Source organism: Massilia sp. BKSP1R2A-1 (assembly GCF_050586525.1).
Lineage (GTDB): Bacteria > Pseudomonadota > Gammaproteobacteria > Burkholderiales > Burkholderiaceae_D > Telluria.
On the sequence record NZ_JBOBRE010000010.1, the window covers coordinates 96605 to 120189 of the forward strand.

Annotated in this window: 24 protein-coding genes; 7 read left to right on the forward strand and 17 right to left on the reverse strand. The window is 67.3% G+C overall.

The genetic code is table 11. The features are described 5' to 3' along the window. Positions 1 to 8: 8 nt before the first annotated feature. The 6 genes from ACQ7JA_RS16380 to ACQ7JA_RS16405 form a co-directional block, all read right to left on the reverse strand. Positions 9 to 2828, reverse strand: coding sequence for a formate dehydrogenase subunit alpha (locus tag ACQ7JA_RS16380; protein WP_430899592.1), 2820 nt, complete (start codon positions 2826 to 2828; stop codon positions 9 to 11). 28 nt (positions 2829 to 2856) lie between these two features. Next, complete coding sequence (locus ACQ7JA_RS16385; protein ID WP_430899594.1) at positions 2857 to 3096, reverse strand: twin-arginine translocation signal domain-containing protein; 240 nt, start codon at positions 3094 to 3096, stop codon at positions 2857 to 2859. 17 nt (positions 3097 to 3113) lie between these two features. After that, positions 3114 to 3812 carry a TorD/DmsD family molecular chaperone gene (locus tag ACQ7JA_RS16390; protein ID WP_430899596.1) on the reverse strand — a complete coding sequence of 233 codons (699 nt, stop codon included), beginning with the start codon at positions 3810 to 3812 and terminating at the stop codon, positions 3114 to 3116. Positions 3813 to 3887: 75 nt separating this feature from the next. Continuing rightward, the gene (locus ACQ7JA_RS16395; RefSeq protein ID WP_430899598.1) at positions 3888 to 4031 is read right to left on the reverse strand and encodes a DUF2474 domain-containing protein; all 144 of its coding nucleotides are present in this window, start codon (positions 4029 to 4031) and stop codon (positions 3888 to 3890) included. Next, on the reverse strand, positions 4031 to 5038 hold the full coding sequence (gene cydB / locus ACQ7JA_RS16400) for a cytochrome d ubiquinol oxidase subunit II (RefSeq protein WP_430899600.1): 1008 nt from the start codon (positions 5036 to 5038) through the stop codon (positions 4031 to 4033). Before cydB ends, ACQ7JA_RS16395 begins: the two co-directional genes overlap by 1 nt. Before the next feature lies 1 nt (position 5039). Further along, complete coding sequence (locus ACQ7JA_RS16405) at positions 5040 to 6527, reverse strand: cytochrome ubiquinol oxidase subunit I (RefSeq protein WP_430899602.1); 1488 nt, start codon at positions 6525 to 6527, stop codon at positions 5040 to 5042. A 318-nt stretch (positions 6528 to 6845) separates the two neighbouring features. Between ACQ7JA_RS16405 and ACQ7JA_RS16410 the strand changes: the two genes are divergently transcribed. The 4 genes from ACQ7JA_RS16410 to ACQ7JA_RS16425 all read left to right on the forward strand — a co-directional run bounded on the left by ACQ7JA_RS16410 (position 6846) and on the right by ACQ7JA_RS16425 (position 11119). Then, positions 6846 to 8486 (forward strand): hypothetical protein, encoded by a 1641-nt coding sequence (locus ACQ7JA_RS16410; protein WP_430899604.1) that lies wholly within the window; start codon positions 6846 to 6848, stop codon positions 8484 to 8486. A gap of 108 nt (positions 8487 to 8594) precedes the next feature. Next, the gene (gene fnr, locus ACQ7JA_RS16415; protein WP_430899606.1) at positions 8595 to 9359 is read left to right on the forward strand and encodes a fumarate/nitrate reduction transcriptional regulator Fnr; all 765 of its coding nucleotides are present in this window, start codon (positions 8595 to 8597) and stop codon (positions 9357 to 9359) included. Between the two features lie 14 nt (positions 9360 to 9373). After that, complete coding sequence (locus ACQ7JA_RS16420; RefSeq protein WP_430899608.1) at positions 9374 to 10132, forward strand: AraC family transcriptional regulator; 759 nt, start codon at positions 9374 to 9376, stop codon at positions 10130 to 10132. A 57-nt stretch (positions 10133 to 10189) separates the two neighbouring features. Then, positions 10190 to 11119, forward strand: coding sequence for a DMT family transporter (locus tag ACQ7JA_RS16425; protein ID WP_430899610.1), 930 nt, complete (start codon positions 10190 to 10192; stop codon positions 11117 to 11119). Between the two features lie 4 nt (positions 11120 to 11123). On the opposite strand, the gene ACQ7JA_RS16430 is transcribed toward ACQ7JA_RS16425, so the two are convergent. The 5 genes from ACQ7JA_RS16430 to ACQ7JA_RS16450 form a co-directional block, all read right to left on the reverse strand. Further along, entirely contained in the window at positions 11124 to 11957 is an 834-nt protein-coding gene (locus tag ACQ7JA_RS16430) for a metallophosphoesterase (RefSeq protein WP_430899612.1), read from the reverse strand. A 49-nt stretch (positions 11958 to 12006) separates the two neighbouring features. Then, positions 12007 to 12435: a VOC family protein gene (locus ACQ7JA_RS16435; protein ID WP_430899614.1), complete on the reverse strand. Its 429-nt coding sequence runs from the start codon at positions 12433 to 12435 to the stop codon at positions 12007 to 12009. A gap of 35 nt (positions 12436 to 12470) precedes the next feature. After that, complete coding sequence (locus ACQ7JA_RS16440; protein WP_430899616.1) at positions 12471 to 13865, reverse strand: serine hydrolase domain-containing protein; 1395 nt, start codon at positions 13863 to 13865, stop codon at positions 12471 to 12473. Between the two features lie 36 nt (positions 13866 to 13901). After that, positions 13902 to 14270, reverse strand: a complete 369-nt coding sequence (locus ACQ7JA_RS16445; protein ID WP_430899618.1) for a hypothetical protein — start codon at positions 14268 to 14270, stop codon at positions 13902 to 13904. Between the two features lie 91 nt (positions 14271 to 14361). Then, positions 14362 to 16185, reverse strand: coding sequence for a DUF885 domain-containing protein (locus ACQ7JA_RS16450; RefSeq protein WP_430899620.1), 1824 nt, complete (start codon positions 16183 to 16185; stop codon positions 14362 to 14364). A gap of 165 nt (positions 16186 to 16350) precedes the next feature. Between ACQ7JA_RS16450 and ACQ7JA_RS16455 the strand changes: the two genes are divergently transcribed. From ACQ7JA_RS16455 to ACQ7JA_RS16465, 3 genes are all read left to right on the forward strand, one after another. After that, positions 16351 to 16809, forward strand: a complete 459-nt coding sequence (locus ACQ7JA_RS16455; RefSeq protein WP_430899622.1) for a hypothetical protein — start codon at positions 16351 to 16353, stop codon at positions 16807 to 16809. 298 nt (positions 16810 to 17107) lie between these two features. Further along, positions 17108 to 17878 carry a ThuA domain-containing protein gene (locus tag ACQ7JA_RS16460; protein WP_430899624.1) on the forward strand — a complete coding sequence of 257 codons (771 nt, stop codon included), beginning with the start codon at positions 17108 to 17110 and terminating at the stop codon, positions 17876 to 17878. A 59-nt stretch (positions 17879 to 17937) separates the two neighbouring features. Next, positions 17938 to 18423 carry a hypothetical protein gene (locus tag ACQ7JA_RS16465; protein ID WP_430899626.1) on the forward strand — a complete coding sequence of 162 codons (486 nt, stop codon included), beginning with the start codon at positions 17938 to 17940 and terminating at the stop codon, positions 18421 to 18423. Positions 18424 to 18451: 28 nt separating this feature from the next. On the opposite strand, the gene ACQ7JA_RS16470 is transcribed toward ACQ7JA_RS16465, so the two are convergent. Genes ACQ7JA_RS16470 through ccoN form a run of 6 tightly spaced genes read right to left on the reverse strand, consistent with a single transcriptional unit; the run spans position 18452 to position 23576 of the window. After that, the gene (locus ACQ7JA_RS16470; protein WP_430899628.1) at positions 18452 to 18970 is read right to left on the reverse strand and encodes a FixH family protein; all 519 of its coding nucleotides are present in this window, start codon (positions 18968 to 18970) and stop codon (positions 18452 to 18454) included. A 14-nt stretch (positions 18971 to 18984) separates the two neighbouring features. Continuing rightward, complete coding sequence (gene ccoG, locus ACQ7JA_RS16475; RefSeq protein WP_430899630.1) at positions 18985 to 20364, reverse strand: cytochrome c oxidase accessory protein CcoG; 1380 nt, start codon at positions 20362 to 20364, stop codon at positions 18985 to 18987. Further along, positions 20361 to 21296 carry a cytochrome-c oxidase, cbb3-type subunit III gene (ccoP, locus tag ACQ7JA_RS16480; protein ID WP_430899632.1) on the reverse strand — a complete coding sequence of 312 codons (936 nt, stop codon included), beginning with the start codon at positions 21294 to 21296 and terminating at the stop codon, positions 20361 to 20363. Before ccoP ends, ccoG begins: the two co-directional genes overlap by 4 nt. Beyond that, the gene (locus tag ACQ7JA_RS16485; protein WP_430899634.1) at positions 21289 to 21489 is read right to left on the reverse strand and encodes a cbb3-type cytochrome oxidase subunit 3; all 201 of its coding nucleotides are present in this window, start codon (positions 21487 to 21489) and stop codon (positions 21289 to 21291) included. Before ACQ7JA_RS16485 ends, ccoP begins: the two co-directional genes overlap by 8 nt. Before the next feature lie 2 nt (positions 21490 to 21491). Then, positions 21492 to 22106 carry a cytochrome-c oxidase, cbb3-type subunit II gene (gene ccoO / locus ACQ7JA_RS16490; protein ID WP_430899636.1) on the reverse strand — a complete coding sequence of 205 codons (615 nt, stop codon included), beginning with the start codon at positions 22104 to 22106 and terminating at the stop codon, positions 21492 to 21494. Between the two features lie 18 nt (positions 22107 to 22124). Further along, a complete protein-coding gene (ccoN, locus tag ACQ7JA_RS16495) occupies positions 22125 to 23576 on the reverse strand; it encodes a cytochrome-c oxidase, cbb3-type subunit I (RefSeq protein ID WP_430899638.1) in 1452 nt (483 codons plus the stop codon). Between the last annotated feature and the right edge of the window lie 9 nt (positions 23577 to 23585).

The window sequence follows — 23585 nt, forward strand, 5'->3', positions numbered from 1 at the left end:
GTTTCTCGTCAAGCGCGTACCACGCGGCACAGCGATACCTTGGTTTCCTGCATCATCGTCACGGCGTCATAGCCATAGGTCCAGGCCGTGTTGACGGCCTCGCCGCGCACCGCCGGCGCCCCGCCTTCCGGATAGTGGCGTTCCAGGTCTTCGCCCATCCACCAGCCGCCGAAGTGGAATGGCATCCACACCAGGCCGATCGGCACCCGCTCCGTCACCATCGCCATCACCTTGATGCGTGCGCCGGTCGGGGTCTCGACCCAGACGAATTCGCCGGTCCTGGCGTTCATCTGGACGGCGTCGCGCGGGTTGATCTCGCAGAACATGTTCTGCTGCAGCTCGGCGAGCCAGGGATTGGAGCGGGTTTCCTCGCCGCCCCCCTCGAATTCGACCAGGCGGCCGGAAGTCATGATGAGCGGATAGTCCTTCGAGTAGTCGACCGCCTGCACCGACTTGTACAGGGTCGGCAGGCGCCAGAAATTGGCCTTGTCGTCGTAGGTCGGGTACTTCGCGACCAGGTCGCGGCGCGGCGACGCCAGCGGTTCGCGGTGGACGGGGACCGGGTCCGGGAAGTTCCAGACATTGCAGCGCGCCCGCGCATTGCCGAAGGGTGCGCAGCCGTGGGAGATGACGACGCGGATGATGCCGCCCGACAGGTCGGTCTTCCAGTTCTTGCCCTCGGCCATGGCCTGCTCCTGGGGCGTCAGTTCGGCCCACCAGCCCAGCTTCTTGAGGAAGACGTGGTCGAATTCCGGATAGCCGGTATCGAGCTGGCTGTCCTTGTTGGTCGAGCCGTCGGCCGCCAGCAGCGACACCCCGTTGTGCTCGACGCCCCAGTTGGCGCGGAACGGCAGGCCGCCTTCCGCGACCGATTTGTTGAGGTCGTACAGGATCGGGGTGCCCGGGTGCTTCATCTCCGGCGTGCCCCAGCAGGGCCAGGGCAGCCCGTAGTAGTCGCCCTTGCAGGGCCCGTCGTCGGCGCGCAGGGTGGTCGGGTTGAAGGTGTGCTTGTTCTCCATGTGGAGCTTGAGCCGCTCCGGCGAGCAGCCGGTGTAGCCGATGGTCCAGCAGGAGCGGTTGATCTCGCGCAGGATGTCCTCGACCACTGGCTCGTTGAGCACCACCTTGATGTTCTTGCACAGTTCTTCGTGGAAGCCGAACTTCTTCGCGAACAGGTACATGATCTCGTGGTCGGTCTTGCACTCGAACAGCGGCTGGATGACGCGCTCGCGCCACTGGATGCTGCGGTTCGAGGCCGTGCACGAGCCCTGGGTTTCGAACTGGGAGGCCGCGGGCAGCAGGTAGACGCCATCGGTGCGGCCGTGCATCGACGCCGTCATGCTCGGATAGGGGTCGATCACGACCAGCATGTCGAGCTTCTGCATGGCCGCCTTCATGTCCGGCAGGCGGGTCTGGCTGTTCGGCGCATGGCCCCAGTAAAACACGGCGCGCAGCTTGCTCGGCTGGTCGATGAAGCGCTCTTCCTCGTTCACCGCATCGAACCAGCGCGACACGGTGATGCCCGGCTTTTCCATCAGCTCCTTGGAGCCGAAGCGCGACTTGATCCATTCGTAGTCGACGCCCCAGACATTCGCAAAGTGCTTCCAGGCGCCCTCGGCGATGCCGTAGTAGCCCGGCAGCGAGTCGCCGTTGGGTCCGACGTCGGTCGCGCCCTGCACATTGTCGTGGCCGCGGTAGATGTTGGCGCCGCCGCCAGGGATGCCGATATTGCCCAGCGCCAGCTGGAGGATGGCCAGGGCGCGCACGTTCGCCGTGCCGACGTGGTGCTGGGTGATGCCCATGCACCAGACCACGGACGAGGGCCGGTTCTTGGCCAGCATCTCGGCCGCCATCCTGACCGAGGCTTCCGGCACGCCGGTGACGTCCGAGACCTTGTCCGGCGTCCATTTGGCGACTTCCTTGCGCACGTCGTCCATGCCGTAGGTGCGCTGGGCGATGTAGTCCTTGTCTTCCCAGCCGTTCTGGAAGATGTGCCACAAAATCCCCCACACCAGCGGGATGTCGGTGCCAGGCCGCACCCGCACGTAGTGGTGGGCGAAGCGCGCCGTGCGGGTGAAGCGCGGATCGATGACGATCATCTTCGCGCCCAGCTCCTTGGCGTGCAGGAAGTGCAGCATCGAGATCGGGTGGGCTTCGGCCGGATTGGAGCCGATGAACATCACCGCCTTGCTATGGTGCAAGTCGTTGAAGGAGTTCGTCATCGCGCCATAGCCGAAGGTCTGGGCCACGCCCGCGACCGTGGTCGAGTGGCAGATGCGCGCCTGGTGGTCGCAGTTGTTGGAACCCCAGAACGAGACCCATTTGCGCAGCAGGTAGGCCTGTTCGTTGTTGTGCTTGGACGAGCCGATCACCATCAGCGAATCCGGGCCGGACTTCTGGCGCATCTCGAGCAGGCGGTCGCCGATCTCGTTGATGGCCTGGTCCCAGGAGATGCGCTGGTACTTGCCGTTCACCAGCTTCATCGGATAGCGCAGGCGGGACTCGCCGAAGCCGTGCTCGCGCACCGACGCGCCCTTGGCGCAGTGGGCGCCCATATTGATGGGCGAATCGAAGGCCGCCTCCTGGCGCACCCAGACCCCGTTGGCGACCACCGCGTCCACCGAGCAGCCCACCGAGCAGTGGCTGCAGATGGTGCGCTTGACCTCGGTGGGCACCGGGGCATCCGCCACCTGGTCGGCCTGGGCCGGTTCGATGACGTTCAGCGGCAGGTGGCGCGCCAGGGCGCCGGCGCCGACGGCAACGCCTGCTCCGGCCAGGAAGCGGCGCCGTTTCAGCCCGCTGTCGCGGGTAGCTTTGACTAGGGACATGCTGGCTCTCCGAATGTCAGGGTGCGTCTTACCAGTAGGCGGCGGTCTGGTAGTAACGGCGGATGTGCTCGGTCTCGTGGTAGCCGCGCTTGACCTGCGGCTGCGCCTTCGCTGGCGCCGGGGCCGGGGTCTCGGCGTTCGCGGGGGCGGCCACCACCGCCAGGGCGCCCAGGGGGGCGGCCTTCAAGAAGCTGCGCCGCGCCGGATCCGGCTTTGCTTCAGGCTCGTTGCGCGCACCGGGCGCCTGGTCGATCGGATGCTGTTCCATGTCGATGCCTCTGTTGGTTAATCTATTGCCGCCGCCCCGACGACGAAGGCTTGCGCCTCGATGTCGAGGAAGGCGGCGGCCAGCCGCGCGACCAGCCGGTAGTAATTCGCCCCTTCGGCGTCCGCGATGTCGGTCACGCAGCGCGCGTACCAGGGTGCGATGTGCGCCTCGAAAAAGGCCTGCTGGCGCTCGACGCTCTGGCGCGCGATGCCGGGCGCGCCCGTGATCAGGACACGCATGGTTTCGCACAGGGCGCCCAGGTGATCTTCGAACTCGCCTACGCCGCGGATGCGCCGGATACCCAGGCGCACCAGGTCGCCGCGCAGCTCGGCCAGCGGGGTGTCGTTCAGGTAGCCGGACAGGTAGCGCGAACCATTCGGGTTGACGGGCGGCGTGCCGACCGAGATGAAGAGCGCGTCGAATTCTTCCCGTACCGCATCCGGGTCCATGACGCCGGAGGCAAGCGTCAGGGCTTCCCAGGCCTGTTCCAGCGCCGGCTCCTGGCCGGCGGAGACGATGGGGTCTGCCGCGGAGAGCGCGTCCAGCAGGCCGGGGTCGGGCGCCGCGAGGAGCAGGCGCGCCAGCAGCGCGTACAGGTCGGCGCGCGCCTGGTCTTCGCCCGAGAGTGGCATGGCGACCGAAGCCTGCATGGCGGCCTGGACCGATGGAGTATTGACGCTGGGACGTTCGACCAGGGGCGCGTCGGGAAGGGGCACGGTGCTGCTCTCCTGTTAGCAAAGGGTTATCGGCAGTGTAGTCCTCCATAGCGGCAGGCCGCGCACGGTTGATTCCTATTGCATTCCCAGGAGCCGCATCAGCAGTCGGATCAGGTAAGCCACCACCGAGAGGCTCAATACACCGCCGGCCCACAGGGCTGCCATCCAGCCCAGCCGCCGCATCCATTCGCGTCGCGCGGCCTTGCGCAGCGCGGCCATCAGTGATACCCCGCGTCGGCCTTGACCTTGCCCCGGAACACCCAGTAGGACCAGCCCGTGTACATCAGGATGATGGGCAGGATGAACAGGGTGCCCACCAGGGCGAAGCCCTGGCTGCTCGGTGGCGACGCCGCTTCCCAGATCGAGATCGCGGGCGGCACGATGTGCGGCCAGATACTGATCGCCATGCCGGTGTAGCCGAGGAAGATCAGGGCCAGGGCGGCAACGAAGGGCAGCCGGTGCGGATCGCGCCCCAGCGAGCGCAGCAGCAGGAAGATGGAGACCGCCACCAGGATGGGCACGGGCGCCAGGAAGACGATGTTCGGGAATGTGAACCAGCGTGCCGCCACGGCCGGGTCGCGCCACGGGGTCCAGATGCTGACGATGACGATGGCCGCGAGCAGCAGCAGGGCGAAGGGGCGCGCCACCTGCACCATGCGCGCGTGCAGCTCGCCCTCGGTCTTCATCACCAGCCAGGTCGCGCCCAGCAAGGTGTAGGCGATCATCACGCCGATGCCTGCGAGCAAGGGAAACGGCGCGATCCAGTCGAGCGGCCCGCCCGCATAGCTGCGTCCCGACACCGCGATCCCGTCCAGGAAAGCGCCCAGCGAGACGCCCTGGAAGAAGGCGGCCACGACGGAGCCGCCGATGAAGGCCTTGTCCCACAGGTGGCGCTCCCCTTCCTTCGCCTTGAAGCGGAACTCGAAGGCCACGCCGCGGAACACCAGGCCGACCAGCATGAAGATCAGCGGCAGGTAGAGCCCCGAGAGGATGATCGAATAGGCCACCGGGAAGGCGGCCAGCAGCCCCTCCCCGCCCAGCACCAGCCAGGTCTCGTTGCCGTCCCAGATCGGGGCCACGGTATGCATCATGGTGTCGCGGTCGCGCTTCTTCGGGGTGAACGGAAACAGCATGCCGATCCCGAGGTCGAAGCCGTCCAGCAGCACATACATGAAGACGGCGAAGAAGATGATGACCGCCCAGATGACGGTGGTGTCGATGCCCATGTCAGCGTTCCTTGTCAGCGTCGCTGCCCTTGATGTCGGGCAGGTGGTCGGGCCTGGCGACCTCGTCGTCGTCGTCGCTCTGCACGTCGGCCGCCGAGATCGGCCGCATCGGCGTGCGCTCCTCGCCCGGGCCGCCCTGTGCGGGGGAGTGCAGCGCGAAGTGCTGGGGGCCCTTGCGGATCATGCGCAGCACGAAGGCGGTGCCGGCCCCGAATACGAAGAAATACGCGACCACGAAGATGGCCAGGGTCAGCGCCAGCGGACCGGCGCCATGGGGCGAGACCGCATCCGCCGTGCGCAGCACGCCGTAGACCACCCAGGGCTGGCGCCCGACCTCGGTCGTGGTCCAGCCGGCCAGGATGGCGACCAGGCCGGCCGGCCCCATCCACAGCGCAAAGCGCAGGAAGGCGCGCTGGCGCCATAGCCGTGCTTCTCCCGCCACCTTGCGCCTGAGCCACAGGCTCCATGCCCCCAGCAGTATCATCAGGAGGCCCAGCCCCACCATCAGGCGGAAGCTCCAGAACACGATCAGGGAATTCGGCCTGTCTTCGCGGGGAAACTCCTTCAGGCCCTTGAACTGGCCATTCCAGCTGTGGGTGAGGATGAGGCTGCCCAGGTGCGGGATGCCGATCGCGTATTTCGTCCTTTCCTCCTCCATGTCGGGAATGCCGAACAGCAGCAGCGGCACGGCCTCGCCCGGCTCGTTCCGCCAGTGCCCCTCCATCGCCGCCAGCTTGGCCGGCTGGTGCTCCAGGGTGTTCAGGCCGTGGAAGTCGCCCACCACCGCCTGGATCGGCGCGACCAGCAGGATCATCCACATCGCCATCGACATCATCTTGCGCACCGCCGGGTTGTCGCGCTTCCTGAGCAGCTGCCAGGCGGCGGCCGCGCCGACGATCAGCGCCGTGGTGAGGTAGGCCGCGATCACCATGTGCAGCAGGCGGTAGGGAAAGGAGGGGTTGAAGACGATGGCCAGCCAGTCGGCGGGCACCATGCGCCCGCCCTCGATGGCATAGCCCTGCGGGGTCTGCATCCAGCTGTTGGCGGCCAGGATCCAGGTCGAGGAGATCAGGGTGCCGATGGCCACCGCGCAGGTGGCGGCGAAGTGCAGGGCCGGACCGACGCGGTTCCAGCCGAACAGCATCACGCCGAGGAAGCCCGCTTCCAGGAAGAAGGCGGTCAGCACCTCGTAGGACAGGATCGGACCCAGGATGCTGCCGGCGAACTCGGACAGGTAGCTCCAGTTGGTCCCGATCTGGTATGCCATCACGATGCCCGAGACCACCCCCATGCCGAAGCAGACCGCGAAGACCTTGAGCCAGTAGTGGTAGAGGTCGACGTAGACCTGCCGCTTCGTGCGCAGCCAGCACAGCTCCAGCACGGCCAGGTAGCTCGCCATGCCGATGGTGATCGCCGGAAACAGGATGTGGAAAGACATCGTGAACGCGAACTGCACGCGCGCCAGATCCAAAGCAGACAAACCGAACATGCAGGCTCCTAGGCTCTCACCCGATACGGTGTCCGGAATCTAGCATGCGGGACGGGTGCGCACGCTTGCCGTTTTTTGTTTCTTGTCCAATCGTGCGCGGCTTCCAGTTGGGCAGAAAACCATAGGGCACTGACCCAGATTAATGTCGACGCAGATCGCCGGTGCAGGGGCGAAGCGCTCGTCTATATTGGCTGACGATGACGAACCCGGCAGGTACCGCAGGCTTTCACCCGGTGTGCTCCCGCCCGTCATCCCTCCTCGTGCTCACTCCAGTTTCGCTTGTCTCGTCCTTCACCTTTCCTTGCAAAGGAGATTCACATGGCGCCCAACGATCGTCTCGACCGCGACGCGGTCATGAGCCTGGACACCCGGCAGCGCGCCGGCTCGTCCGGCAATGCCGCCCCCTGGGCCGAGGCCACGGCCGACGTCCAGACCGGCAGCGGCGGCCTGCAACCGGCCCTGAGCGGCAATGGCTTCACCTACCGGCACGACTGGGGCGCGCGGCGCGGCCAGTGGCTGCTGCGGCTGAACTGGGGCGAGGTCGATACCCGCTCCCAGGTTTTCGTGTCGATCGCGGAAGGCGCGGGCGGCGGGCCCGATTCCGGCAAGTTCATCGGCTCCGCCCGCTACACGCTCCACAACGTGGCCCCGCGCGCGGGCGGGGTCGACATCTGGGTCAATATCGAATGGCCCTCGGACATCTCGATCTACGCCGACTACCTGGTGGTGAACCCGGCGGTGACCGGCACCCGGACCGTGTCGGTGACGGTGCACCGCCACAGCAGCGTTCTACTATCCGAGGCCGAGGCTGACCGGATCCTGGGCGACATGGGCACCATCCTGCAGAACGACGACACCGGCCCGGACGTCGCCACGGCCGTCCAGTTCGTTCGCAACGGCGCGGTCCGCGTGCTGCCGGCAACCGTCCCGGCGACCATCGCGACCTCGGCCGACCTGACCGCGCTGTTGACGGCCGGCTCCGGGGTCAAGGTCGTGCAGGCGATCCGCTGGTGCGGCGGCCCCGGCGACAACATCATCGGCTGCGCCCCGGTCGGCAGCGCCAACGTCAACGTGGCCGCGGTGCGCTTCGACGCCGGCCAGGAAGGCCTGATCTGGGTCCACGAGTATGGTCACAACTGCGGCCTGGGCCACCGCACCGACGACCCGCGCGCCGTCATGTTCCCGTCGGTCGGGTCCGACCACAACGTGGTCAATGCCGCCGAGTCGGCGGCCTACCTGGCCGGCCCCCTGAACATCGCCGGCAAGGTGCTGCCGGCCAGCGGCTGCAACTGCGATATGCAGGGCCTGCAGGCGCCGGCGGACGTGCGCGACTTCGTCCGCCAGCCCTGGATCGAGGGCGTGCCCTGGGAGCTGGCCTCGCAATATGGCGAAGCGGATGCGCGCAAGCTGCTCGACTGGCTGGTGAACGAGCCGGAAAAGCACGAGCAGTACCTGGGCCAGATCGTGGCCACCCTCGGCTACATCGGCAGCGAGATCGCCACCGGCGCCCTGATCGACTTCGTGAGAAGCCCGCGCACCGGCCGCGCCGTCTTCAATGCGAAGAACATCGCCCTGATCCGGCTCGGCGACCTGGCCAACCGCTCGGCCAGTCAGGCGGCGGTCGACTTCCTGGCGCAGCTTGCCGGCGACATCGGCCTGGCCCGCAGCCTTGCCGCGCCGCAGGCGGCGTTCGAGCAGCTTGATGCCGCCAGGACCGGGGTAACGGCCCTGAGCGCCGAAACCCTGGCGGCCGAGCTGGCCGTATCGGCGACCTTCGGCCTGGCCCTCAGCGGCTCCGAGCCGGCCCGCAAGACCGTCGAGGCCCTGAAGCACGATCCGAACGCCTTTGCCTCGGTTAACCAGGCAGCCGGCGAGGCAGCGCAGATCGCCGACACGGTGGTGCGGAAAGGCCGTAGCGAGTATTACCGGATGAAGGCGGAACGACGTCACCATCTGTAATCCTGCACGCCGTCCGGGGCCGGCCCCGGACGGCTTCCTCCCAGAAAATGAAATGCCGGGAACTGGCGAGCCGTCTATAATGACCTCGTCAGCATTTCGTTTTCCGCCATGAACCAAGCCATCTCGCTGCCGGGCGAATCGCCGCTCAACATCCAGGCCCTCAAGACCAGCTGCAGCAATTGCAGCATGCACCAGCTGTGCCTGCCCATGGGACTCGAGGATGCCGACATCAACCGCCTCGACCAGATCATCGGCGGGCGCCGCCGGCTGGCCAAGGACGAACGCCTGTACAAGATGGGCGAGCCCTTCCGCAGCCTGTATGCGGTGCGCTTCGGCCACTTCAAGACCTACCAGGTGAATGCGGCCGGCGAAGAGCAGATCACGGGCTTCCAGATGGCGGGCGAGCTGCTCGGCATGGATGCGATCAGCGGCAGCCACCATTGCGATGCCGTAACGCTGGAAGACAGCGAGGTCTGCGAGATCCCCTTCTCGCGCCTGGAAGAGCTGTTCGGCCAGGTGCCGGCCCTGCTGCGCCACTTCCACCGCATCATGAGCCAGGAAATCACGCGCGAGCAGAACGTCATGCTCCTGCTCGGCAATATGCGGGCCGAGCAGCGCTTCGCCGTCTTCCTCGTGAACCTGTCGGCCCGCTACGCGGCGCGCGGCTATTCGCCGAACCGCTTCCAGCTGCGCATGTCGCGCGAGGATATCGGCAACTACCTGGGCCTGACCATCGAAAGCATCAGCCGCCTGCTGTCGCGCTTCAAGAAGCAGGGCTGGCTGGAGGTCGACAAGCGCGAAGTCGCCCTGCTCGACCCGGCCAAGCTCAAGGCGATCGCCGCCGGCACCGATGTGTGCAGCCCGATGGGCTGAGCCCGGGATATTCCATGCAGCCCACGCCGCGCTTCGAACTGCACCTGCGCAGCTACGGCCAGACGCGTGACGCCGACCGCCACGCCTTTGCCCAGGTGGTGCTGCCGCTCGGCGGCCAGGTGGCGCTCGAGATCGAGGGCCGCGAGAAACGGCTCGATCCCCTGCATGCGGCCCTGGTCGCGCCCGGCGCCTGGCATTCCCAGTACAGCCGGGTCGCCAACCGTTCCCTCATCCTCGACGTAGCGGCCGAGGCCTTCGCGCACGGCCCCTGGGCCGGACTGCTGGCGCGGCCCTTTACCGGGATCGGCCCGGCGGCGCGCAAGCTGGTCGAGTTCATGGGCATCCTGGCGGACAGCCAGCCGCTCGCGCCGCAGATGGTGCAGGGCTGGGCGCCGCTGCTGCTCGATACCCTGGGCATGGGCGCGCCCCGGCCCGCCTCGCGCCTGGCCGCCCTGCTCGCGCGCATCGAGCTCGATCCCGGCCTGCCCTGGACCACCGAGACCATGGCGCGCGCGGCCAACCTGAGCGTGAGCCGCCTGCACGCGCTGTTCCGCGAGGAGCTGGACGCCAGCCCGCACGGCTGGCTGCTGGACTGCCGCCTCAAGCGCGCCTGCACGCTGCTCGGCAGTACCGACCGTCCGGTCGCCGAGATCGCGCTGGCGGCCGGCTTCTCCGAGCAGAGCGCATTGACGCGGGCGATGCGGCGCATGCTCGACACCACACCGGCCGCCTACCGCACGCAACATCGCGAGAAGCGGTCAAAGGCGCAGTAGCCCCGGCCAAGATGCTGCCCGCCGTGCAGCCCAGAATCTCCGCTTTCAGGAGAATTCATGCACGCGCGATCGCCTACCCCGCTTCACGACACCCGGCTCGGCATCGGCGCCGGCATCCTCGCCGGCTCCTTCTGGGGCCTGGTCTTCCTCGCCCCCATCCTCGTGCCGGGCTTCACGCCCTTGCAGCTCTCGGCAGGACGCTATCTCGCCTACGGGCTGGTGGCGGCGCTGCTCGTCGCCCCCATGTGGCGCCGCCTGCTGCCCCGCCTGGGCTGGCGCGAATGGCGCCAGCTGGCCTGGCTCAGCCTGTGCGGGAACATCGTCTACTACCTGTTCGTGGCCCAGGCCGTGCAGTCGGGCGGCGGCGTGATGACGGCGATCGTGATCGGCCTGCTGCCCTTGAGCGTCACCCTGGTCGGCAGCCGCGACCACGGCGCCCTGCCCCTGCGGCGCCTGGCCCCGGCCCTGCTGCTGGGCGCGGCCGGCCTGGGCTGCATCGCCTGGCAGTCGCTGGCCTCCGCGCAGGGCGGCGGCGCGCCCCTGGGCCTGGCCTGCGCGGTCGGCGCCCTGGTATCCTGGACCATCTACGCGGTGGCCAACAGCCGCTGCCTGGCGCGCCTGGGCGGCATCACGGCCCACGAGTGGAGCCTGCTCACCGGCGTCATGACAGGGGCGCAAGCGGTCGTCCTCGCGGTGCCGGCCTTCATGCTCGGCGGCGACGGGCATGCGGGCGCCGAGTGGCTGCGCTTCGGCGGCGTGGCGCTGGCGGTGGCGATCCTGTGCTCGGTGGTGGGCAATGGCCTGTGGAACTACGCCAGCCGCAGCCTGCCGCTGGCCCTGACGGGGCAGCTGATCGTGTTCGAGACCGTCTTCGCCTCGCTGTACGGGTTCATGTGGGAGGCGCGCTGGCCGACCGGGCTCGAGGTGGCGGCGCTGGTGCTGATGGTGGGCGGCGTGGTGTCCTGCGCCTCGGCGCACAGGAAGTGAAGCCTTACAGGTCGATGACCAGCTCGGGGCGGAAGGCTTCCTGCTCCCCCTTGCTCAGGTAGCCGAGCGGATTGGCCACCACGCGGCAGGACCAGCGACCGTCCCCGTTCTCGCCGCTGGCGAGGTAATCGTTGGCGCAGTGCAGGTGGCCGTGCATCCACACATCGGCCAGCGGCAGCAGCGCGTCGAGCGCGTTGCAGAAGCCCGCGGTGCCGGGCGTGAGGCCGTAGCGCGGATCGGCGCTGCGCAGGCTGGGCGCGAAGTGCGTCACCGCGACCGTGGCGCCCTCGAACGGCGTCTCCAGGGCGCCGCGCAGCCATTCCTGGCAATCGAGCGACATCGCGCGGATGCCTTCGGCCAGCACCGGCACGCCATCCTTCAGGGTCGTGTTCTTGGCGAGGTAGTAGTTCGCCGCCCGGAACGCCTTTTCGCGGCGCTGCAGCTGTTTCGTCAGCACCGTCTCCTGCACGGCCAGCGCATCGAAGTCGCTCCACAGGGTGGTGCCGATGAAGCGCACGTGGCCGATGACGAGGGTCTCGCGGTCCAGCCATTCGATGCCGAGATCTGCGCAGGTGGCGCGCAGGCGCGCGTAGGCCTCGTCGAATTCGAGGCCGTCGAATTCGTGGTTGCCGGGGATGTAGAGCACCCGGGCGTTCGTGGCGCCCGCGCGCAGCGGCGAAAAGCGTGCGAGGCCGAAGTCCTCGCTGGTGAGGCGCGAGCCGGACTGGTAGGAGCCGATGTCGCCCGCCAGCACGACGACGTCGGTGGCGGGGTCGATCAGGGGGACGAACGCCGGGTAGCGTTCGAGGTGCAGGTCGGAGAAAAGCTGGATGCGCATGGTCGGCGCAGTATAGCGGGTTTCAGGCCCACCCTGCGCCGCGCGGCCCTCAGAAGGTGATGCGCACGAAAGGGGCGCTGCTCTTCGCTTTGCCGTGGTAGACAGCCTCGATATTGTTGCCGTCGGGGTCGAGCACGAAGGCGCCGTAGTAGCCCGGATGGTAGGGGCGCTCGCCGGGCCGGCCGTTGTCCCTGCCGCCGGCCTTGAGGGCCGCATAGTAGAAGGCGTTCACCATCTTCCCGTCGCGCGCCTGGAAGGCCAGGTGGTGGCGGCCGGTGAGCACGCCCTGCGCGGCGCGGCTCTTGCGGCTCGAGACGAACAGCTCGTCGGCCCAGAAATAGTCGGGGCCGTCTCCGCCGAGCGGGATGCCGAGCACCTCGAACACGGCGGTGTAGAAGGTGCGCGAGGCCTTCAGGTCGCGCACCACCAGCTGGATATGGTCGATCAGGCGGCCGCGGTAGATTTCCTGTGTTTCCATGCTGTGCTCCTTACGAAGGTCATCAAGAAAATGGCTCAGTTGGATGATCCGGCGCCTTCCCCGAGGATGGCCCCACGGTACAGGGCATCGGTGATCCGCTCCTGGAAGCGGCTCTCGGACGAGAAGCGCCCGGGCTGGGTGTCCGGATCGGCGCCGACGCCGCTGGCGGCATAGATCATACCGTTCTTCGTGGCCGGATCGAACACGAAGAGCGCATTCACTCCCCAGGCCCAGCCGAGATGGCCGACGCCGGTGAATCCGCCGCCGTCGACCAGGCGGTCGCCGCGTGCACGCCCGTCGTCCACGGTGCTCGCATCCAGGAAGTGCTGGTTGCCCAGGCCCCAGGCCTGGTACAGGCCGGGATAGGCGCCGCCGTCGCCGCTCCGGCTGCCGTTCACGCCTTCCCGGATCGTCCACTCGCGGGCCAGCATGGCGGCGACCGTGTCCGCGCGCAGGATCTGCCGCCCGCCGTGGCGGCCGCCGTTCATCAGCATCAGCATGATGCTCCCCAGCTCGGCGGTGGAGATGCGCAGGCTTCCCTGGGGGCCGAACAGGGTGCCATTGGTCCCGGCCACATAGCGATCCAGGCCGGGCGGTGCGACCGGGGCCTGGATGTGGAAGTCGTCCGACTGCGCGATCCAGGGGCCGCGCGGATCCCAGCGCTCGGCGCCATCCTTTTCGCGCCTGCGGTAGAGGGTCGCCACGTCGTCGATGCGCGCGGGTGCGAAGTCGGCCAGGTAGAAGCCGGCCTTCAGGCCCATGGGATCGAAGACGAGGCGGCGCATCAGGCGGTCGAAACGCTCGCCGGATGCCGCCTCCATGACGGTGGCGACCATGCCCGAGTTGAGGTTGACGTACTCGAACCAGCTGCCCGGCGCGTGCGTGCGGGACCACATGGCGCCACTTCCGTGGTGGCGCCCGCCCGGCAGCAGCACCTCTTGCAGGTCGATCTCGGGCGCCCACCTGAAGCCGCCCTCGTCGCGCAGCGAAGCGGTATGGGTGAGCAGCATGCGCAGGCTGATCGGCTGCCCGGGAAAGTGCGGGTTGCGCAGGCGGTAGCCCAGGTAGGCGCCCACGTCCGCATCGAGGGACAGGGCGCCCTCCTCCACCATCTTCATCACGCCGAGCGCCGTGACCAGCTTGGAAATCGAGGCAATGCGAAACATGGTGTCCGCATCCATCGGCTCGGCCGGCATCGATGCAGTGGCGAGGCGCTTGTGGCCGAACTGGCCGGTGTAGACGACCTCGCCGGCGCGGATCGCGAGCACCGACAGGCCGGGCAGCGGCATCGCCGGATCGTCGACGATGGCCTGGAGCCGGCGTGTCAGGGCGCCGGCCTGCGCCTCCGGCAGGGGCGCTGCCGCGCTCAGAACGGGGATTGCGGATAGGGTGAGCGTCATCGTCAACCTTGTCAGCCATCGTCGTCCCATGGCTGCCTCCTCATGGCGTTTATCCGGCAAGCCGGCTCAATGCTTGATCGGTTCGCGCAGCACGTCTTGTACCGTCGGCGCGGCGCCCACCTTCATCGTGTACAGGTAGTCCTGGGCCAGGCCGCTGATTTTCTTGCGTTCGCCCGACTTGATCCGGAACGGCGGCGCCGCTTCCGAGTAGGTGCAGGTGCGCTCCTTCTGTCCCGGCGCGAGGAAGCGTTCATTGCACAGCGAGTGCAGGATCAGGTAATGGCATTCACGCCCGGCGCTGTCGGAGCAGGAGAACTCGGTGCTCGAGAGGCCCAGGCGGGTGACCACGGTGCTCGATGGCGCCGCATCGGCTGCGACGGCGTCGGCCGCCGCGATCGGGACGAGGATGGCCAGCGCCAGGATGGCTGCTTTCATGGTGTCCTTGTTATTGCAGAAGGTTCGACACGATAGCTCAGCGGCGGCGTGACAGGCTCACGCATTGTCACGCCGGGCCGCCGATCCCGCGTCAAGCCTTCTTCTGCTTCGCGATCCAGCCGTCCACCAGCTCGCCCAGCACGTCCAATGGCACCGAACCGGCGCCCAGCACCAGATCGTGGAAGGCCGGGAGGGAGAATCTGTCGCCCAGTTCCTTCTTCGCCTTCTCGCGCAACTCGATGATGCGCAGCATGCCGATCATGTAGGCATTGGCCTGGCCCGGCCAGGCGACGTAGCGCTCGACTTCCTGGGCGCCGATGCCGTAGTCGATGGCCTGCTGGCGGGTCCAGCCCTTCGAGTGCAGGCCGGTGTCGACCACGAGGCGGCGGGCGCGGAACAGTTCCGATCCCAGCGCGCCGAGCAGGCCCGGGACGTCGCCTTCATACCAGTTCTGCTCCACCGCCAGGCGCTCGGTGTAGAGGGCCCAGCCTTCGGAGTGGGCGCTGCCGCCACTGAAGATGCGCTGGCTGCGGTATTTCGGAATGCCGGTCAGTTCCTGCTGGATCGCCAGCTGGAAGTGGTGGCCCGGGACCGCCTCGTGGTAGGACAGGCTGCGCATGCGGATCATGTCGAAGGTCGGGCCGCGCATCGGCACCCAGAAGATGCCGGGGCGGGTGCCGTCCGGCGCCGGCAGCGAGTAGTGGGCGGCGGCCGAAGGCTCGGTCAGCGGCGGCTCGCGGCGCACTTCGACCGGCGCGCGTGGCTTCAGGTTGAACAGCGTGCTGCTGCGGCGTTCGGCGTCCTTCACCATTTCGGCGTAGCTGGCCAGGATGGCGGGACGCGGATCGCCCTCGCCTTTCGGCTGGAAGCGCGCGTCGAGCTGCTTCATGCGGGTCTCGATATTGCCCTCGGTAAGGCCGAGCGCGCGCAAATGGCGGTCCATCTCGCCTTCGATGCGCGCCACTTCGCGCAGGCCGATCTCGTGGATTTCGTTCGGGCTCAAGCGGGTGCTGGTGAAGTTCTCGACCGCGCGCGCGTAGGCGGCGGCGCCGTTCGGCAGGCGCGAAATGCCGGCCACGTCGCCGGTGCGCGGGTGGATCTCGGCCATGAATGCCTGCACGCGCTTGTACGAAGGACGAATCCGCTCTTCGACGATGCCGGCGGCGCGCGCCAGTGCGGCCTTGCGCGCCTCCGGCGACAGGCCTTCCATTTTCTCGGTGCGCTGGGCCAGCGAGGTCACCAGCACGTTCTCGTTCGCAGCGGGCTTGAGGAAGGTGTCGACCTGGTACTGGGCGCGCTCGAGGATGAAGCGCGGCGGGATCAGGGACCTGCTTGCCGCGTCGCGGGCGCGCGAAAGCGCTTCGTCCATGCGGGTGCCGACCTGCTCCAGGCGCGCCAGGTAGCTGTCGACGTCCTGCGGGTTGCGCATCGGGTGGGTGGTGGTCATGAAGTTGACCAGGCTGACCTGCACGCCGCTGAACTGCGAGAAGACGAAGTTGTGGTCTTCGAAGGGCTCGTTGGCGATCACGTTCTGCAGCGACCAGCGCATGACGCTGACCGAGACCCGCTGGTTCTCGTCGAGCGGGCCGGCCATCCACTTTTCCAGGCGCGCGAGGCCGGTACGGGCCATCGCCTGCATCTTCTGGCGCTGGGCCTTGGTGAGCGGCGTGAGCTCGCGGTCCAGGCGCGCCTGTTCGGCGCCGCTGAAGTACTGGGTCGAGGTGGCCGACTGCGGGTTCATGCGCACCCAGTCCTCCGCGAATTTCTCGGCCCAGGTGTCGAAGGCCTTGTTCGGCTTGGCGGCGGCCGCCTTGCCTGGTGTGGCTGCCTGGGCGGCGAGCGGCAGGCTGGCGACGGCAATGGCCGCGGGGATGAACAGGGCGCCGATGGCGGCGCGCAGACGGAGGGATGGCATCGTTGGTCTCTTCCTTGTCGTGATCGGGTGGGCGGCGTCGCACGCCGGGCTCGCCGCGCAGGAATCTAACATGGAAATGCTGACAAGAACAATGCATGCACGCTGCATTGACGTAGCCTAGCCTCCCGGTGCTAGACTGGCCGCTCATTACCCTGGAGAGTCCCCATGCGCATCCTTGCCGCCTTGCTGGCCGTGAGCCTCGCCGGCGCCGCCGCAGCGGCCGAGCCGTCGGGCGCCGTGACAATGGCCAGCCTGCCCGAACAGGTCCGCGACCTGTTGGAACGGCAGTATGGGGAAATGGGGGATGCCGGGGCGCCGTTCAGTCCGTGGTGCGTGAGAGCGCCCGGCACCTACCATGCGCGCCTGGTCTCGATCGAGCGGGAAGCGGGGCGCCTCCTGGTGCGCTTCGAGCGCGGCGGAATCGCTGGGGCGCATACTCGCCTTGCGGAGTACCGGATGCAGGACGGCGCCTGGACTGAGATCGGCAGACCTCCGCCCCCACCTGTCACACCGCCGCCGGTGAAATGGACGGGGCAGCCGCGCAGTTTCGGTAACGTGCTGGATACCGTGCTGCCGCCCTTGGACGGTGCGGTTACGCCGCCGTTCGCCCGGCTCTCTCCCTGAACATCCGCTCCACAATCAGCCACTCGCCGCCCAGGTAAAGCAGGCACGCACCGCCCCAGGCCAGCCAATGCAGGCTTGAAGCCCGCCCTGCGCCGCAGGCGAGGACGCCGAGGGCCCAGCCCACGTGCGGAATGAAGAAGGCGATGGCGCCCGTCGCGGCAACCGCCGGCCAGTAACGAAGCAGCCACTCGATTCGCATACCGATTCGTTCCAGCTCGACCGTGTGGCACTATGAGGGTCTTGCCCCTCGTGCACGCCATCAAGTTTGCTGAAATATTCTTTCATACCCGGCCCGCATATGAAATTTTGTTTCACCGCCCTTGCCCTGTCGACCGCCCTCCTCGGCGCCGCGCCCGCCCATGCCGAACAGTTCAAGGTCCTCCTCTTTACGAAGACCGCCGGCTGGCACCACGACGCCGTGCATGCGGGCGTCGCGGCCGTGCAGGAGCTGGGCAAGCTGCACGATTTCGGCGTGTTCTGGACCGCCGACGCGAACCGCGTGATGAACGACGCCGAGCTGGCCAAGTACGGGGCCGTGATCTTCCTCCTCACCACCGGCGACGTCCTCGACGAGGCCCAGCAGGCGGCCTTCGAGCGCTACATCCGCAAGGGCGGCGGCTTCGTGGGCGTACACAGCGCCTCCGACACCGAATACGGCTGGCCGTGGTATACGAAGATGGTGGGCCACATGTTCAAGGTCCATCCCGCGGTGCAGACGGCCGTGCTGCAGGTCCGCGAGCGCAACTTCCCCGGCATGGAGCGCTTCGCGCCGCGGACCCTGTTCACCGACGAGTGGTATGAGTTCGGCCCCGCCACGTCGAACACGCTGACCTACCTCCTGAGCGTCGACGAATCCACCTACGCGCCGAAAACGAAGTGGCCGGACCGGGAGGGCGCGGGCATGGGCGCCTTCCACCCGATCAGCTGGTACCAGCCCTACGAGGGCGGGCGCGCTTTCTATACGGCGCTGGGGCATATGGCAGCGACCTACCGCGACCCGGTCTTCCTGCACCACCTGTACGGCGGGATCTACTGGGCCGCGACCGGACGCGGCTTCCGGGCGGAGTGAAGCGCTCTGCACCTCAACGCCTAAATTCTTTCCACTGGGCAACCCAATGGAGGGAGTGTATGGATACGACGCTGGACACGACTGCAGACGATACCATCACGACCGGCAGCGAGACCGTCGCGCTGTGGAACCCCATCGCTGCTGCACTATGGGGCCTGCTCCTGTCTCCCGCACTCGGCGCCTGGCTGCACATGCGCAACCGGGAACGGCTCGGTCAGCCGGGCCAGGCCAGGCGGGCGCGCTACTGGTTCGCAGGCACCTTCGCGATCAGCCTGGCGGGATACCTGTTGGCCGCCGCCGCGGTCCTGCTCGAACGCGAAGATCACGTGGTCCCATGGTGGACCGGCTTCGCCGTGTTCGGCATCTGGGTCGTTTTCTCGGCCTACCCGCAAATCAGCCGTATCGACGACCGCCATGGCGAAGCCTATACCCGCCGGTCATGGGCCGCGCCGCTCCTGATCGCCTTCGCCGCGAACTGTGCGATCCCCTTCGTCACCGGTATCATCGTTGGCTTCAGAACGGCCGCAGCGGCGGCCGGCGCCTGAGCCATCGATCGAGGCCATACACGCTATCTCAGGGCGCGTCGGCCTCGATCTCCAGCGCCGCGTCCTTGCTCCAGTCCCAGCTGCCCGCCAGGCGCCAGTCGCGCGCCCCGCCCTCGACCACGACCTGCCAGTGCGTCGCCTCCAGCTTTGGCGCGGCAGCGGTGAAGCGCCCTCCCGCATCGGGCAGCGCCTCGAGCACGCGGTCGCGCTCGGGCTGGGTCGGGTGGGCCAGGCGGATGTGGAAGGGCGCCGCCACCGGCTTGCCGTGGCTGAGCAGGCGCCCCCGCAACTTCCCCTGGGCCGGGTCGTAACGGGACTCGAAGACCAGGCCCAGGCGGGTGGCTTCGCGGTCGCGGCGCAGTTCCTGGTTGATGGCCTTGCCCTGCTTGTAGTAGTCGCCGACCACCATCGCATCCGGGCGCGTTGTCGCCAGCCAGATCATGACGACGCCGCCGACCAGCACCAGCGCCGGCCCGATCATCAAGAACCACGGCCAGCGGTGGCGGTACCAGGGCGCGCTTGCCCCCAACGCGGGATTCGCTCCCATGTCCTTCTCCTTCTTCATTTCGGCACGAGGAAGACCGCGTCCTCCTCGACCCTCAGGCCGTGACCGTCGCTTGACGTCACATGGAAGGCGATCCGGTTCGAGCCCGGCATCGCCTCGCCCGGATTGACGCGCACCCGCACGGGCATGGCGCGCGTGGAAGCCGGGTCGATGTCGACGACCTCTCCTTCGACCACCCGGGCCGACTTGATGCCGCTGACGGCGATACGCAGGCGCTGCGCGTCCTCCACGGTATTCATCAGCTGCAGCCGGTAGACGTTCTCGATCATCCCGTCCTCGACCTCGCGTCCCATCGAGCCGCGGTCGCGGATCACGTCCAGCTTGAGCGGGTTGCGCAGGGCCAGCGAGGTGACCATGGCCGTGCCCAGGATGGCCAGCACGGCGGTGTAGACCAGCACGCGCGGGCGCAGGACACGCCGGCGCACCCGGGCGGGCGTGAACCGCTGGGCCAGCGCATTCTCGGTGGCGTAGCGGATCAGGCCGCGCGGGCGCTTCACCTTGTCCATCACGCCGTTGCAGGCATCCACGCAGGCGGCGCAGCCGATGCATTCGTACTGCAGGCCCTTGCGGATGTCGATCCCCGTCGGACACACCTGCACGCACATGCTGCAGTCGATGCAGTCGCCGGCGCCGGGCGCCGTCTGCCTCGGGTTGCGCGGCTCGCCGCGCGCCGCGTCGTAGGTGACGATCAGCGTGTCCTTGTCGAACATCGCGCTCTGAAAGCGCGCATACGGGCACATGTACTTGCAGACCTGCTCGCGCAGCCAGCCGGCGTTGCCGTAGGTGGCCAGGGCGTAGAACAGCACCCAGAAGCTCTCCCAGGGGCCCAGCGTGAGGCCGGCCACGCCACTGCCCAGCTCGCGCACCGGCGTGAAGTAACCCACGAAGGTGAAACCGGTCCACAGCGCCACCGCCAGCCAGGCCACATGCTTGCCGCCCTTGCGCGCGATCTTCTCCAGCGTCCAGGGCTGGCGCGCGAGACGGATGCGGGCGCTTCTCGCGCCTTCGAACCTGCGCTCGATCCACAGGAAGATCTCGGTATACACCGTCTGCGGGCAGGCGAAGCCGCACCACACCCGCCCCGCTACCGCCGTCACCAGGAACAGCCCGTAGGCGCACAGGATCAGGAGGGCCGCCAGGTAAATGAAGTCCTGCGGCCACAGCACCAGGCCGAAGAGGTAAAACTTGCGGCTGGCCAGGTCGAACAGCACCGCCTGGCGGCCGTTCATCGAGATCCAGGGCAGGCCGTAGAACAGCAGCTGGGTGAGCCAGACGCAGGCCCAGCGCAGCGAGGCGTAGCGGCCCTCGATCTCGCGCGGGTAGATTTCTTCGCGCGCCGCATACATGCGGATGACCGCCTCCTGGGGGGTGTTCATTTTGCTTCAGCCGTCACGATGGGTTGGTTGGACAGGCTCCACACATAAGCCGCCAGCACGTGCACCTTCTCTTCGCCCAGGAATTCGCCGAAGGCCGGCATGGTGTTGGCGCGGCCCTTGCGGATGGTTTCCATCACGGTCTCCTGGCTGCCGCCATAGAGCCAGACCTTGTCCGCCAGGTTGGGAGCGCCCAGCATCGGATTGCCCTTGCCTTCCGCGCCATGGCAGGCGGCGCAGGCGGCGAACTTCGGCTTGCCGAAAGCGACCTTGATCGGGTCGGCCGTGAGACCGGACAGATTGCGCACGTAGTGGGCCACGCTCTCGATGTCCTTGTCCGAGCCGAGGGCCGCGCCCATCGCCGGCATATTGCCGACACGGCCCTGCATGATGGTCTGCTTGATGGTGGACGGTTCGCCGCCGTGCAGCCAGTCGTTGTCGAGCAGGTTCGGGAAGCCCTTGCTGCCGCGCGCATCCGAGCCGTGGCATTGCGCGCAGTAGGTCAGGAACAGCCGTTCTCCGATGGCGTGGGCCTGGGGATCGCGCGCCACGGCCTTCAGGTCCTGGCCGGCGTATTTCGCGAACAGCGGGCCGAATTCCGCCCTGGCCTGTTTCAGCTCGGCCTTGTATTCGCCGGTCGAATTCCAGCCGAGTTTCCCGGCATAGCTGCCCAGGCCCGGATAGAGCACCAGGTAGCCGATGCCGAACACGATGGTGAGGTAGAACAGCACGATCCACCAGCGCGGCATCGGCGTGTTCAGTTCGGTCAGGTCCTCGTCCCAGACGTGCCCCGTCGTTTTCTCGGGCGTGCCGTCGGCGCGCAGCTTGACGCGGTGGGTCGACTGCGACCACAGCAGGATGCCGCAGCCGAGGATGGACAGGACCGTGATGATGGCGATGTACCAGTGCCAGAAACCGTTGAAGAAATCAGCCACGGTCGTTCTCCCCCGCTTCATCCGCGAAAGGCAGCTGTGCGGCCGTGTCGAAATCGCTGCGCTTGCGCAGCACGAAGGTCCAGCCCAGGATGCCCAGGAAGGTCGTGAAGCTGATCACCGTCATCACGCTGCTGGCGTTATCAAGAATTGCCAAGACGCGTACCGCGTCCAAATAACCTGTTTGGAGTGCCATGGTTAATTCCTCGTCTTGATCTGGGTGCCCAGGCCCTGCAGGTAGGCGATCAGCGCATCCTGCTCGGTCTTGCCCTCAAGTTCCGCGGGTCCCGCCTGGATCTCTTCCTCGCTGTAGGGCACGCCCAGCGTGCGCATCGCGCGCATCTTCGGGATGATTTCACGCGGATTGAGCTTGGCGCCCGCCAGCCAGGGATAGGACGGCATATTCGATTCCGGCACCACGTCGCGCGGATTGTCGAGGTGGGTGCGGTGCCACTCGTCGCTGTAGCGGCCGCCGACGCGCGCCAGGTCCGGTCCGGTGCGCTTCGAGCCCCACTGGAAGGGGTGGTCGTAGACGAACTCGCCCGCCACCGAATAGTGGCCGTAGCGCTCGGTCTCGGCGCGGAAGGGACGGATCATCTGCGAGTGGCAGTTGTAGCAGCCCTCGCGGATGTAGACGTCGCGGCCCGCGAGCCGCAGCGGGGAGTAAGGCTTCAAGCCTGCGACCGGCTCGGTGGTGGATTTCTGGAAGAACAGCGGCACGATCTCGACCAGGCCGCCGAAGGAGATCACGAGCAGCACCAGGCCAATGAGGAGCCAGGGGTTCTTCTCGATCCATTCATGGGAAAATTTCATGTTCAATCTGCTCCAGGTTCAGGCATGCGCCGCTTCGGGGTGCGCGAGATGCGGGTGCTTGTCGGTCGGGATGGGCGCATCCGCGTTCTTCGCGCCGCGCATCGTCAGCCAGGTGTTCCAGGCCATCAGGACCATGCCGGACAGGTAGAGCAAGCCCCCGCTGAAGCGGATCACGTAATAGGGGTAGGTGGCCTTGACGCTTTCGGCGAAGGTGTAGGTCAGGGTGCCGTCCGGGTTCACCGCGCGCCACATCAGGCCCTGCATCACGCCGGCGATCCACATCGAGGCGATGTAGAGCACGATGCCGATGGTGGCGACCCAGAAGTGGGCGTCGACCAGGGCCACGCTCGCCATCTGCTTCCTGCCCGCCAGGCGCGGAATCAGGTAGTAGATCGAGCCCATGGTGATGAAGCCGACCCAGCCCAGGGCGCCGGCGTGGACGTGGGCGACGGTCCAGTCGGTGTAGTGCGACAGCGAGTTGATGGTCTTGATCGACATCATCGGGCCCTCGAAGGTCGCCATGCCGTAGAAGGACAGCGAGACGATCATGAACTTCAGGATCGGGTCCGAGCGCAGCTTGTGCCAGGCGCCCGAGAGGGTCATGATCCCGTTGATCATGCCGCCCCAGCTGGGCGCCAGCAGGATCAGCGAGAACACCATGCCGATCGACTGGGTCCAGTCGGGCAGCGCGGTGTAGTGCAGGTGGTGGGGGCCGGCCCACATATAGGTGAAGATCAGGGCCCAGAAGTGCACGATCGACAGGCGGTACGAATACACGGGCCGTTCGGCCTGCTTCGGGATGAAGTAGTAGACCATGCCCAGGTAGCCGGCGGTCAGGATGAAGCCCACGGCATTATGGCCGTACCACCACTGGATCATCGCGTCCTGCACGCCTGCATACACCGAGTACGATTTCATCAGCGACACCGGGATCACCGCACCGTTGACGACGTGGAGGATGGCGACCGCGAGGATGTAGGCGCCGAAGAACCAGTTGGCCACATAGATGTGCTTGACGCGGCGCTTGACGAGGGTGCCGAAGAAGACCACGGCATAGGCCACCCAGACGACGGTGATCAGGAGGGCGATCGGCCATTCCAGCTCGGCGTATTCCTTGCCGCGCGTGAAACCCATCGGCAAAGAAACAGCGGCCGACACCAGCACCGCCTGCCAGCCCCAGAAGGTGAAGGCAGCCAACTTGTCCGAGAACAGCCGCACCTGGCAGGTGCGCTGCACGACGTAGTAGGAGGTGGCGAACAGGCCGCAGATGCCGAAGGCGAAGATGACGGCGTTGGTGTGCAGGGGACGCAGGCGGCCGTAGCTCAGCCAGGGGACGTCGAAGTTGAGCGCGGGCCAGGCCAGCTGGGCCGCGATGAAGACGCCGGCGGCCATGCCGATGACGCCCCACACGACCGTGGCGATGGCAAACTGGCGCACGATCTTGTAGTTATAGTTTAGACTGGTGTCCAAGATGCTCTC

What these genes read in the sequence shown, in the direction of transcription:
- ACQ7JA_RS16385 (WP_430899594.1), bottom strand. Translation starts at nt 3,096, where the DNA reads ATGGAACAGCATCCGATCGACCAGGCGCCCGGTGCGCGCAACGAGCCT.
- ACQ7JA_RS16445 (WP_430899618.1), bottom strand. Translation starts at nt 14,270, where the DNA reads ATGAAAGCAGCCATCCTGGCGCTGGCCATCCTCGTCCCGATCGCGGCG.
- ACQ7JA_RS16465 (WP_430899626.1), top strand. Translation starts at nt 17,938, where the DNA reads ATGGATACGACGCTGGACACGACTGCAGACGATACCATCACGACCGGC.
- ACQ7JA_RS16430 (WP_430899612.1), bottom strand. Translation starts at nt 11,957, where the DNA reads ATGCGCATCCAGCTTTTCTCCGACCTGCACCTCGAACGCTACCCGGCG.
- ACQ7JA_RS16395 (WP_430899598.1), bottom strand. Translation starts at nt 4,031, where the DNA reads ATGGCCGCGCTGCGCAAGGCCGCGCGACGCGAATGGATGCGGCGGCTG.
- ACQ7JA_RS16425 (WP_430899610.1), top strand. Translation starts at nt 10,190, where the DNA reads ATGCACGCGCGATCGCCTACCCCGCTTCACGACACCCGGCTCGGCATC.
- ACQ7JA_RS16380 (WP_430899592.1), bottom strand. Translation starts at nt 2,828, where the DNA reads ATGTCCCTAGTCAAAGCTACCCGCGACAGCGGGCTGAAACGGCGCCGC.
- ACQ7JA_RS16460 (WP_430899624.1), top strand. Translation starts at nt 17,108, where the DNA reads ATGAAATTTTGTTTCACCGCCCTTGCCCTGTCGACCGCCCTCCTCGGC.
- ACQ7JA_RS16420 (WP_430899608.1), top strand. Translation starts at nt 9,374, where the DNA reads ATGCAGCCCACGCCGCGCTTCGAACTGCACCTGCGCAGCTACGGCCAG.
- ccoO (WP_430899636.1), bottom strand. Translation starts at nt 22,106, where the DNA reads ATGAAATTTTCCCATGAATGGATCGAGAAGAACCCCTGGCTCCTCATT.
- cydB (WP_430899600.1), bottom strand. Translation starts at nt 5,038, where the DNA reads ATGGGCATCGACACCACCGTCATCTGGGCGGTCATCATCTTCTTCGCC.
- ACQ7JA_RS16440 (WP_430899616.1), bottom strand. Translation starts at nt 13,865, where the DNA reads ATGGGACGACGATGGCTGACAAGGTTGACGATGACGCTCACCCTATCC.
- ACQ7JA_RS16435 (WP_430899614.1), bottom strand. Translation starts at nt 12,435, where the DNA reads ATGGAAACACAGGAAATCTACCGCGGCCGCCTGATCGACCATATCCAG.
- ACQ7JA_RS16485 (WP_430899634.1), bottom strand. Translation starts at nt 21,489, where the DNA reads ATGGCACTCCAAACAGGTTATTTGGACGCGGTACGCGTCTTGGCAATT.
- ACQ7JA_RS16450 (WP_430899620.1), bottom strand. Translation starts at nt 16,185, where the DNA reads ATGCCATCCCTCCGTCTGCGCGCCGCCATCGGCGCCCTGTTCATCCCC.
- ccoG (WP_430899630.1), bottom strand. Translation starts at nt 20,364, where the DNA reads ATGAACACCCCCCAGGAGGCGGTCATCCGCATGTATGCGGCGCGCGAA.
- ACQ7JA_RS16410 (WP_430899604.1), top strand. Translation starts at nt 6,846, where the DNA reads ATGGCGCCCAACGATCGTCTCGACCGCGACGCGGTCATGAGCCTGGAC.
- ACQ7JA_RS16405 (WP_430899602.1), bottom strand. Translation starts at nt 6,527, where the DNA reads ATGTTCGGTTTGTCTGCTTTGGATCTGGCGCGCGTGCAGTTCGCGTTC.
- ACQ7JA_RS16470 (WP_430899628.1), bottom strand. Translation starts at nt 18,970, where the DNA reads ATGGGAGCGAATCCCGCGTTGGGGGCAAGCGCGCCCTGGTACCGCCAC.
- fnr (WP_430899606.1), top strand. Translation starts at nt 8,595, where the DNA reads ATGAACCAAGCCATCTCGCTGCCGGGCGAATCGCCGCTCAACATCCAG.
- ACQ7JA_RS16455 (WP_430899622.1), top strand. Translation starts at nt 16,351, where the DNA reads ATGCGCATCCTTGCCGCCTTGCTGGCCGTGAGCCTCGCCGGCGCCGCC.